This is a genomic window from Sodalinema sp. (assembly GCF_046483825.1).
Lineage (GTDB): Bacteria > Cyanobacteriota > Cyanobacteriia > Cyanobacteriales > Geitlerinemataceae > Sodalinema.
The window spans coordinates 1-4,458 of record NZ_JAWOCL010000168.1 but is presented as its reverse complement, the minus strand read 5'-3'; the positions used below and the strand labels follow the sequence as shown (position 1 = coordinate 4,458).

Sequence of the window (4,458 nt, the reverse complement as noted above, 5' to 3'; positions counted from 1 at the left end):
GTACTCACCTCGAAGAGAGCATCGGTCGATGAGACAGGCTCTCGACTTGTACCAGTCTTTGCGCTCTGCCAAAGCAAAGTTCCAGACCCGACGAGAGGTTTCTAACCATTCGTCATAGGTCTGTTGCTGCTGTTGAGTGGGCGCAAGTTTGTACTGGTATGTGAGGTTAATCATTACCTAAAAACGACACCTTATTTTTTAGGCTAGCACGGATGGTTGAAATATGCAATCAAAAAGTCGCCCTAGAAGGGCGAGGCTCTAACCCAAAAATTTTTGGTAGCTGAGCCAGTGCGTCGCTTTTGGACTGTAATTCCACCACAAAATCCGGGCAGATGGGTGCAAACGAGGCTTGCTCATCCTCGCTGAGTTGATTCCATCGAGCTCGTTTAATCCAAGAGGCATCCGGCGATCGCATCGCCCCATTGGGAAGCGTAAAACCGGCACTGGAGTCAAATCCTAGCCCAGTTCCATCTTGTTCTGTCCAAATTCCCAGTTGTACGGCGATGTTAAAATTGCGGTTTCCTGTATCGGAAAAAGCCGGTGGCATAATTTCAACCTCCCCCGTAGCCGCCCGCTCAATCCGCAATGGTTCATTAGCCTGGCAGAACTCCAGGAACTCCTCACGACTCATGGGCGGTAAAGCAGGTAGAGAGACGATGACAGGAGCTGTCTCGGTTTGGATATGAAATGTTGTCATCAGATGTAGGCTTGCCGTTCCTTGACGACCAACATCTTTGAAAGTTTTAATCTAAAAAATTTAAAATGCCAGGAGGCGGATTTGAACCGCCGACACGAGGATTTTCAGTCCTCTGCTCTACCGACTGAGCTATCCCGGCTAACTGCACTCAGAAAACGCTTGTGTTTTTCAGTGCTTAAACATCCTAACAGACCTATTTAGAGAACGCAACCCCTTGGGCGAAAAAAAATCGGTGGAGTCTATCGGCCCGGCGATCGCCCCACCGACCCCCGGAAACTACATCGGGCGTAAGCGAGTCAGTTTCAGGTTAAAGGGACCCCCGCCCGCCGCACCAAAGGCGCGAACTCGGATAATATAAGTCCCGGAGCGCTGAATCCGCATAAACAGCAGTGAGTTCGTTGTCCCATCGGGGCCGTCGTCATTCTCGCCAATGGTCAACCCATCCGGCGTTAGGAGCGACACAATAGTATCAAAACTGTCCGAGGTGACATCGATGGTAATCTGATCCCCCTCCTCCAACTCCACCACATAATCATGAGCGAAGCCACCCTGTCCGGTGGGAATATCGCTTTCGGTGAGGCTTCCGGAAATCTCACCATTGGGCGGTAGGGGACTCGGGTTATAGAGCTGCTTTTGCCGTTCAACGGCCTCGGCCGTCATCACCCAACTCAAGCTAATCAGAGGAACCGCGACTAACTGCTGCACAAATCGAGACATCGGCTTAGCATTCATATTCAAACCTCACAACACGAACCATTCACTGCACTATACCAATCTGGCCTGATCATTCCTGATAAAACCTGTGGACGGATGCACGCCTTGAACTCAATCCAACGGCTTCAACGAATTTTTCCTGCCTTTACCATAACTTGGGGTCTTCCCTTGCTGCTGTGTTGGGCGATCGCCGTGGCAGTCGATCGCCTCTGGCTGGCCCTCGATCGCGCCGTCCCCGACTGGGATACCGCCGATTATCTCACCGGAAGCCTCAACTACTGGCAATTCCTGCAAACGCCAAACTGGTTCTCAGGGGAATGGTGGACGAATCTTTGGCTGTTATCCTCCAAAATCCCCCCTTTTATCTATCTCATTACCGCCCCCTTTCATAGCCTCTTCGGACTCTCTAGCCAAGTGGCCTTTTTACCCTATATCGCCTGGACCGGTGTACTACTGTTTACCGTCTTCGATTTAGGACAACATCTATCCACGCCACGAGTGGGACTGTGGGCCGCCGGACTCTGTATCCTCTTTCCCGGTTTAGTCACCTTCCGCTTTCACTATGTTCTCGACTATCCCCTCGTAGCCGCCACCTCGACCATTCTCTGGAGTTTAACCCGCTGGCGTAACAGTCAAGAGCATCGTCGTCACTGGGCCGTAGCCTTCAGCCTATCCCTGGGAATTGGCATTTTTGTCAAACAGTCTATCGCCCTATTTTTACTGATTCCCATTCTCTGGACTCTGGTTGTGGTACTGCTGAATCGCCAATGGGGACGTTTGGGGCAGTTGCTGGGGGCGATCGCAGGGTCAACCCTAATTTGGGGCTGGTGGTATCGGACTAACTGGTTATTAGTCCTCACCGGCAGCCAACGAGCCACGATCACGGCGGCGGCGGAACAAGGGGATCCCTCCCTGGCCAGTTTAGAAGCCTGGACTTACTATCTGTTGCGGCTACCGGAGGTCATCTCCTGGGTGCTGCTGTTGGCCGCCCTGGGAGGACTGGTTCTGTTAGCAGTCCGGCCCCTAATTCAGCCGCTTGTGAAGGTTCCTAAGCCCCCGCCATGGCGGTCTGGGACGATTCACTGGTTGGCGGTGATTCTCTTAGGGAGCTATCTGTTGAGTTCCCTCAATCCGAATAAGAATCCTCGCTACATTCTGCCCATGTTGCCAATTCTCTCGCTGATCCTCTCCTATGGACTGATGGCCTGGGGATGGCGAGTTCGTTGGGGGGTTATCACTCTAACCAGTCTCGTTCTGGCGTTCCAATTGCGGCCAACGCTGGTGTTTATGCCGACGAGTTCCCGTGTCTATCTCGGGGAGTCGTTTCCCCATCAGGAGGTGATTGAGCGGATTGTCGAGGAAACGCCCTATTTACAAACCACGTTGGGAGTCTTGCCCTCCACGGCGAGCGTTAATCAACATAATCTGAATTATTATGGGGCGCGATCGCAGTTTCAAGTCTATGGCCGTCAGGTGGGAGTCCGGGAGGAGGATGTGGCGGCTGATGTGCGATCGCTGTCTTGGTTCGTTACCCAAACCGGAGATCCCGGTTCTGTACCCGATACCTATGACGATATGGTGGCTCGCATTGAGGAGGGAGGAGAGTTTGAGCGACGACAACAATGGTCACTTCCCCAGGGCGAGATCTTAACTCTCTATCACCGCCGCATTCCGCCGATTAGCGTTATCGCTGAGGAGGGACGAGTCCCGGAATCCTTGCAACTGACTCAGGTGACTGTTCCGCCGCGAATTTTGCCGGGAACGGCGGTTCCGGTGACCTATGAGTGGTCGGGACATCATGATGATATTGGAGATGGCCTGATCTTAGTGACTTGGCAACAGACTGATGGTGATGATTTCTGGATTCATGATCACGCCATCACCCAACAGCAATGGCTTGAAACGCCCGCAACGGGGGAGAGTCGTTGTCGCCAAGACCCCGATCGCTGTCACTTCCAGGTCATCGAACGTTTAGCCATGTTGCCCCCCGAGACGCTCACGCCGGGACGTTATGAGTTATCGGTGCAATGGCTGCATCCACAAACCGGGGAGATTAGCCCGATTGAGGCTCCTGAGGTGCTGGTGAGCGTCGATCGCCAGGCGACGGCGATCGCCGCCCCGGAGTTGGATTTGTCCACCCAGTTACGTCAGTTGGCCCAGGTTCTCCCCCAGGGAACGGAGGGGTTTGAGGAGATGTTTGCCCAAATTAGTCGCATCAATCAGTATGACCCGGTTCAGGCCTATCTCGATGGGGTGATTGAGTCGTTGGAGGTTCGCTTACAGCAACAGCCCCAGCGGGCGGATTGGGCCTATGCTGTGGCCTTGGCCTGGATTCTCAATAAACGGGCGGATCGGGCGATTGAGGCGTTTGAACGGGTGGTGGCGATCGATGGGGATAATCCTTATGCTTATGCTTATTTGGCGGTGGTGAATCTCTTGGACTGGCATCCTCGGGCGGCTCAGGCGGCGATCGCCCAGGGACAAGCGTTACCTCAAGATATCCCGGAATGGCCGCTGCTCGATGGAGCTGCTGCCTTAATGGGCGGGAATGTTTGGCGGGCGGCTCAGGTGTTGCCGTTAGGGGGGAAATAGGGAACAGAAATACCGTAGCGGCAATCCCTTGTGGTTGCCCTTCTTGTTTATTGAGATTTACTTGCAATAGTTTGCGAAGTCGGCTATGATACGGTCGTAATTGACGATGAGGTGCAATTACCGACCTGAAAGCCGGGCAGAAATTCCAGGAATTCAGACAGATATAATAGGACATTGTTTTAACGCAAAAAGACTGTATTAAATGAGTTTTTTAGCTGTTCAATGGCAATGTTCAACTGTCAATCTATGTCGCCTTAACTCAATGTCAGCACCCCCGGCTGAAGCACGGGGGCTTCGTGCCCTCCCCTTCAGGTAGCTGACCAGCTTAAGCCTTAACTGGCTACGTTCAGAGCAAGAGTTAAAGTTCCTACCCGGGAATGCGTGCTAGTTCCCGGCTCTAGAACCGAATCGTTAAACAGTCCTAAGGGGTTAAGACAGTGCGATTGGGAAAGTAC

At 53.0% G+C, this 4,458-nt stretch carries 4 protein-coding genes and 1 tRNA gene; 1 reads left to right on the top strand and 4 read right to left on the bottom strand.

Translation table 11 applies throughout. The annotated features are described in order from the left end of the window. The 4 genes from R6U67_RS10870 to R6U67_RS10855 form a co-directional block, all read right to left on the bottom strand. A partial coding sequence (locus R6U67_RS10870) for a helix-turn-helix domain-containing protein (protein WP_410252563.1) occupies positions 1 to 174 on the bottom strand: 174 nt, incomplete at its 3' end. A gap of 55 nt (positions 175 to 229) precedes the next feature. Continuing rightward, complete coding sequence (locus tag R6U67_RS10865) at positions 230 to 697, bottom strand: Uma2 family endonuclease (RefSeq protein WP_410252562.1); 468 nt, start codon at positions 695 to 697, stop codon at positions 230 to 232. A 66-nt stretch (positions 698 to 763) separates the two neighbouring features. After that, positions 764 to 836: transfer RNA gene (locus R6U67_RS10860), tRNA-Phe, on the bottom strand. Between the two features lie 137 nt (positions 837 to 973). After that, positions 974 to 1,429, bottom strand: coding sequence for a PPC domain-containing protein (locus R6U67_RS10855; protein ID WP_410252561.1), 456 nt, complete (start codon positions 1,427 to 1,429; stop codon positions 974 to 976). 87 nt (positions 1,430 to 1,516) lie between these two features. Here R6U67_RS10855 and R6U67_RS10850 point away from each other — a divergent pair, with 87 nt between their 5' ends. Further along, entirely contained in the window at positions 1,517 to 4,003 is a 2,487-nt protein-coding gene (locus R6U67_RS10850) for a glycosyltransferase family 39 protein (protein WP_410252560.1), read from the top strand. Positions 4,004 to 4,458 lie beyond the last annotated feature (455 nt).

What these genes read in the sequence shown, in the direction of transcription:
- R6U67_RS10865 (WP_410252562.1), bottom strand. Translation starts at nt 697, where the DNA reads ATGACAACATTTCATATCCAAACCGAGACAGCTCCTGTCATCGTCTCT.
- R6U67_RS10855 (WP_410252561.1), bottom strand. Translation starts at nt 1,429, where the DNA reads ATGAATGCTAAGCCGATGTCTCGATTTGTGCAGCAGTTAGTCGCGGTT.